We start from the raw sequence: 5471 nt of genomic DNA on the forward strand, positions 1-5471 counted from the left end.
GCGGCGGCGAGGAGGCGGCGGCCCCCGGCTTCGGCCCGGGCCTGGACCGCGACCGCGCCGCGGCCGTCCTGCCGACCCTGCATGCCCTGCTGGGCGGTGGGCCCGACGACGAAGCCCGCGCGCTCATCACCACATGTACGGGCACGGCTACGGGCACAGCTACGGACACATCCACGGGGGAGATGCGATGACTGCGGAGCCGCTGGCGACAGGACCGGAAACCGGCACCCATCCCGAAGAGCGCATGCGGCGTTGGCGGTTGGTGCTGGGCGGGGGAGACGGGGACGGGACCGGGTGCGAGCTGCGGGGGCGGGACGCGGCGATGGACGGTGCGCTCGGGGCGCTGTACGGCGGCGGGCCCGGCGAGGGGGCCGGCGCCGGAGGGCCCGGCGGGCGTGGCGGCCGGAAGGAGGGCGCGTCCCGCTCCGGGGGGCTCGGCGGCTCCGCGCCCGTCGTGGCCAGGTGGCTCGGCGACATCCGCCGGTACTTCCCCACCCCCGTCGTCCAGGTGATGCAGCGGGACGCGATCGACCGGCTGGGCCTGTCAGCGCTGCTGCTGGAGCCGGAGATGCTGGAGGCCGTCGAGGCCGACGTCCACCTGGTCGGCACGCTGCTCTCGCTGCACAAGGCCATGCCCGAGACGACGAAGGAGACCGCACGGGCGGTCGTGCGCAAGGTCGTCGAGCAGTTGGAGAAGCGGCTGGCGAGCCGGACGCGGGCCACGTTGACCGGCGCGCTGGACCGCTCGGCGCGGATCAGCCGGCCCCGCCACCGCGACATCGACTGGGACCGCACGATCCGCGCGAACCTCAAGAACTACCTCCCCGAGTACCGCACGGTCGTGCCGGAGCGGCTGATCGGCTACGGGCGGGCGGCGCAGGCCGTCAAGAAGGAGGTCATTCTCTGCATCGACCAGTCCGGGTCGATGGCGGCGTCCGTCGTGTACGCCTCGGTGTTCGGCGCCGTGCTCGCCTCCATGCGCTCCCTCGACACCCGGCTGGTCGTCTTCGACACCTCGGTCGTCGACCTCACCGACCGGATCGACGACCCGGTGGACGTGCTCTTCGGTACGCAGCTGGGCGGTGGCACGGACATCAACCGGGCGCTGGCGTACTGCCAGTCGCGGATCACCCGGCCCGCCGAGACGGTCGTCGTGCTCATCAGTGATCTGTACGAGGGCGGGATACGCGACGAGATGCTGAAGCGGGTGGCGGCGATGCAGGCGTCCGGCGTGCGGTTCGTGACGCTGCTGGCGCTGTCGGACGAGGGGGCGCCCGCGTACGACCGGGAGCACGCGGCGGCCCTGGGGGCGCTGGGGGCACCGGCGTTCGCCTGTACGCCGGAGCTGTTCCCGGAGGTGATGGCGGCCGCGCTGGAGAAGCGGCCGCTGCCGATACCGGACCCGACGGGCTGACGGGGCGACGGATCGACGGTCGCTGCTGCCTCAGCCGGCCCGTCTCGGCGGAGTGTTCGCAGGTCGTACACCCTGCCGCCACCTGCCGTCACGTGCCGATACCGGACATGGCGGAGTAACAGTGACAGGTGGCACAGGGGACTTGCGCGGCACCTGGCTGCTCGTGCAAGTATCTGGGCATCGCCCGATCACCCGCGACGTGCTGTGTGATGCGGGGTGCCCTGAGCGCCTCGCTCCCGGTCGCCGTCCTACGGGAAGGTCCCCCTTGCCTGCTGTGCTCGCCCTGCCTGCCGCCGTGCGCCTGCCGCGCACCGTGGCCGTGCGGCGTGCGCTGCTGAGCGGGCTCTTCCTGATCGGCTTCGTCGTCCTCGCCGTCGCCTTCGGCGGCGGTACGGCACACGCGGCGGACACGACGCAGATGGCCGAGACGCGGACGGAGGCGCAGGGCGCCTTCTCCGACGACTCGACCGGTACCGCCGGCTCGACCGGCTCCACCGGTACCTCCGGCTCCGCCACGACGCGCGACACTTCCGCCACCTCCGCCGCTTCGGCCCCCACCACCACCGACGAGCGTTCGCCGCTCGCCGGCTCCGGTGCGGCGCTGCAGCGGGAGGCCGCGGACCGTCAGGCGCGGGCCAAGGAGGCCGGCGCCCGGCTGTCCGCCGGCGCGCAGGCGTCCGGGGAGCGGCTGGGCGAGGCCGTACGCCCCCTGACGGACCGCCTGCGGCCCGTCACCGACCCGGTCACCGCTCCGGTGCACGAGGTCGTTCAGGGCGTGGGGCACGCGACCGGGCTGCCGGTCCGGCTGCCCGGCGACGGCGTGGGCCAGGGCCGGGGCGGCGAGCAGCCGCAGTTCGGTGACGTGCGGGACAGCGGCCGACAGCACGTGGCCGTGGCCGAACGGTGCGGCGACCGCACCGGCGGCGACCGGTCGACGGCTCCGGTGGACACCACCGGCGGCCCGGACCGTACGGCTGCGCGGGCCGCGGCCGACGGCGCCGGCGACGCACCCGGCCAGGGCGGACTGCCCGGCCACCTTCCGCAGGGCCCGGTCGCACCGGCCCCGCACACCACCGGCGACGGCAACGGCCCCCGAGGCGGGGACCAGCACGCCGTACTGCCGGGCGGACACCCGGGCTTCGGGCTGGTGCCCGGTGGCGTACGGGCGGCGAGCGGCGCGCCGACGCGCGAGTTCAGCGCCGATATCCTCGAATTCCCGGGCTAGGGCAGACCTCCCGCCGGATCTCCGACACACGCGCCTCCACCGACACACGGTGAGTGAGCGCACGGATCCGACGGCCGTCAGCACCTCTGGACCTGCCGCGCGGGGGCGGGACAGGTCTGCCCACACACCTCCCGGAATCCGAAGGACTCATCACCACCATGCGCAACAACATCCGTCGTTCCATCGTCGTCGCCGCTGCCGCCACCGGTCTGTTCGCCCTGGGCACCGCGGGCGCCAACGCCGCCGAGCTGCCCGTCGACGCCCCTGACACCGGTGCGGTCACCGGTACCGTCCAGCAGAAGCTGCCGGCCGGCGAGCTGACCGGCGCGGTCAAGGACACCGCGGGCCAGGCGACCGGCACCGTCGAGAACACCGTGGGCGACGCGGCCGGCAAGGTGACCGGCGCGCTCCGCGGCGGCGACGTGCACACCACGGACGGCCTGCCGTCCGCCGGTGCCCTGACCGGTGGCCTGACCGGCACCGACGCGCTGCCCACCGGCCGCGTCGGCGACGCGACCGGCACGCTGAAGGACGTGCAGAAGAAGGCCGACCTGAAGAAGGTCGCCAAGGCCGCGAAGACCGCGGGCAAGGCGACGAAGGCCGCGGGCAAGGCGGCCAAGACCGTCAAGGGCGCCGTCAAGCAGGTCCAGCAGGCCGGCAACCTCCGTCTGCCGGCCGTCCCGTCCCTGCCCGTCCAGGGCGTCCCCGCCCTCGACCTCCGCAGCCTGCCGGTCGAGGCCCCCGCCGCCCAGCTCCCCACCGAGCTCCCGGTCCAGGTCCCCAACGCCGAGCTGCCCACCCAGCTCCCCGCCGACCTGCCGGTCGAGGCCCCCGCCGCCCAGCTCCCCGCCGAGCTGCCGGTCCAGGTCCCCAACGCCGAGCTGCCGGCCGAGCTGCCCACCCAGCTCCCCGCCGAGCTGCCCAACACCCCCGAGCTGCCCGACGCCTCCGGTGTCGCTGACGGTCTCGTCACCTCGCTGGCCGGTACGGACCTGCGTCCCGGCACGCTGACCAACCCGGCCCAGGGTGCCCTGGCCACCGCTCGCCCGGTCGTCGACGCGACCGCCGCCGACGTGCTGCCGCCCGTCGCGCAGCGCGCGGTCGGCAAGGTCGTGCCGGTCGCCCAGGACGCGGTGGGCGGCGTGGGCCTGCTCGCCGGTGACGCGGCCGGCCAGGCCACCCCGTTCGCGCAGGGCGTCGCCGCCGACACCCAGGTGTTCGCCGAGGGCGCGGCCGCCGACGCCGTGCCGTTCGCGCAGGGCACGGTCGCCGACGCGCAGGGCTTCGCCCAGGGCGCGGTCGCCAACACGGTGCCGTTCGCGCAGGGTGTGGCCGCCGACGCCCAGCCGTTCGCGCAGGGTGTCGCCACCGACGCCGTGCCGTTCGCGCAGGGCCTGGGCACCACCGTGGCCGCCGACGGCCAGGAGACCGCGGGCAACGCCGTCGCCGGTGTGCAGCGCATCATCCCCGTCGACATCGCGCAGGCCGACCTGACCAGCCCCGCCAACATCCCGGCGCTGCCGGTCCTGGCGGGCTGAATGCCGTACCCCGGGTCCGGCGCCCGGGAGCCCCTCGGCCGGCGTTGTGGGGACGCCGCCCGTACGGGCACCGGTAACCGGAAGCAGCCATAAGCAGTACAAGCCGCTGGACGGCCCTCTTTGGGGAGGGGGCCGTCCAGCGGCTTTTGTGCTGCGGGGAGGAGCCGGGTGCCGCTCCTCAAAACTCAGAACCCAAGACTCAGGACTTCGGCACCTTCAGCCGCTCCCAGGTCACCTTCCCCGGTATCCCGTCCGCGTCCTTGCCGGAGAAGCCGAGCTTGCGCTGCCACGCCGCGTAGGACCTGCGGTCGGCCTCCGTCCAGTACGGGCCGGGGCCGTCCTCGTAGTGCGAGCAGTCCTCGGCGACCAGCCGCTTGCCCATCGCCGTGATGATCGGGCTGTGCGCGCCGGCCTGGAAGAAGCCGCCGCCGGGAAAGCGTTCGTACCGGGCCGGGCGCGGCCTGCCGCCCTCGGGCTTCTCGGGCGCCGGCCGCTCCGGAGCCGGCTTCTCGGGCGTCGGCCGCTCCGGAGCGCCGCCGCCACTCGGCTTGCCCGCGAGCCGTTTCTTGATGCGGTCCCGCATCCCGTCCATCGTGAAGCCGCGCGGGTCCGTCTTGCCCGGCTGCCACTCCTTGTGGCCGATGACGGACTTCTCGGTCCAGCCGTGCGCCCGGCAGATCGCCGCGGACACCTTCTCGATCGCGGCCTTCTGCTCCTCGGGCCAGGGGTCGTCGCCGTCGCCGAGGTTGATGCACTCGAAGCCGTAGAAGTGGCGGTTGCCGTCGGTGTTGGCCGCGTTGTCGTGCGGCAGCTTCGACTCGTTGACCACCGCGCGCAGGACGTCGGAGTCGCCGAGCCCGGCGTGGTTGGCGCGGCCGTTGCCGACCAGCCAGACCTCGCCCTTCTTGTCGATGACGCCGTGGCACAGCGGTCCGGGCAGCCCGGAGCGGCCCTCGTAGCAGAGCTCGACGGAGCTGTCGGTGCCCTTGGTGACGGTGTGGTGGATCATCACGCCGTTCAGCGGGCCCCACAGCCCCTTGGTGTTCCTGTTGTGCCGACGCCAGTTGCGGACTTCGTGGACGGTCAGGCCCTCCTTGCGCAGGACCTCCACCAGGCGCGACGCGCTCAGCGGCTCGGCCATCGTTGTGCTCCTTCCTCGGCCCGCCCGGGCGGGCCGGTCCCCCGGTCGAGGGGGGGGGGGGGGGGGACGGCCGGCGGCCCCGGCGGGCGTGGGGGGGGGGGGGGCGGGGGGCGCCCCCCGGGGGGGGTGGTGCGGGGGGACAACGAAACGAAC

General features: G+C 74.6%; 5 protein-coding genes. 4 read left to right on the forward strand and 1 reads right to left on the reverse strand.

Translation table 11 applies throughout. The features are described from left to right. The 4 genes from ABT381_RS34815 to ABT381_RS34830 form a co-directional block, all read left to right on the forward strand. A partial coding sequence (locus ABT381_RS34815; protein ID WP_351601811.1) for a hypothetical protein occupies positions 1-191 on the forward strand: 191 nt, incomplete at its 5' end. Further along, a complete protein-coding gene (locus tag ABT381_RS34820; RefSeq protein ID WP_351601814.1) occupies positions 188-1414 on the forward strand; it encodes a VWA domain-containing protein in 1227 nt (408 codons plus the stop codon). The genes ABT381_RS34815 and ABT381_RS34820, both read left to right, overlap by 4 nt. A gap of 265 nt (positions 1415-1679) precedes the next feature. Next, complete coding sequence (locus tag ABT381_RS34825; protein WP_351601817.1) at positions 1680-2639, forward strand: hypothetical protein; 960 nt, start codon at positions 1680-1682, stop codon at positions 2637-2639. Positions 2640-2797: 158 nt separating this feature from the next. Next, on the forward strand, positions 2798-4177 hold the full coding sequence (locus ABT381_RS34830; RefSeq protein ID WP_351601820.1) for a hypothetical protein: 1380 nt from the start codon (positions 2798-2800) through the stop codon (positions 4175-4177). A 199-nt stretch (positions 4178-4376) separates the two neighbouring features. Here ABT381_RS34830 and ABT381_RS34835 read toward each other — a convergent pair whose 3' ends face one another. Then, on the reverse strand, positions 4377-5318 hold the full coding sequence (locus tag ABT381_RS34835) for a peptidoglycan-binding protein (protein ID WP_351601823.1): 942 nt from the start codon (positions 5316-5318) through the stop codon (positions 4377-4379). Positions 5319-5471 lie beyond the last annotated feature (153 nt).

Source organism: Streptomyces sp. NPDC000151, from assembly GCF_040301705.1.
Lineage (GTDB): Bacteria > Actinomycetota > Actinomycetes > Streptomycetales > Streptomycetaceae > Streptomyces.

What these genes read in the sequence shown, in the direction of transcription:
- ABT381_RS34820 (WP_351601814.1), top strand. Translation starts at nt 188, where the DNA reads ATGACTGCGGAGCCGCTGGCGACAGGACCGGAAACCGGCACCCATCCC.
- ABT381_RS34830 (WP_351601820.1), top strand. Translation starts at nt 2,798, where the DNA reads ATGCGCAACAACATCCGTCGTTCCATCGTCGTCGCCGCTGCCGCCACC.
- ABT381_RS34835 (WP_351601823.1), bottom strand. Translation starts at nt 5,318, where the DNA reads ATGGCCGAGCCGCTGAGCGCGTCGCGCCTGGTGGAGGTCCTGCGCAAG.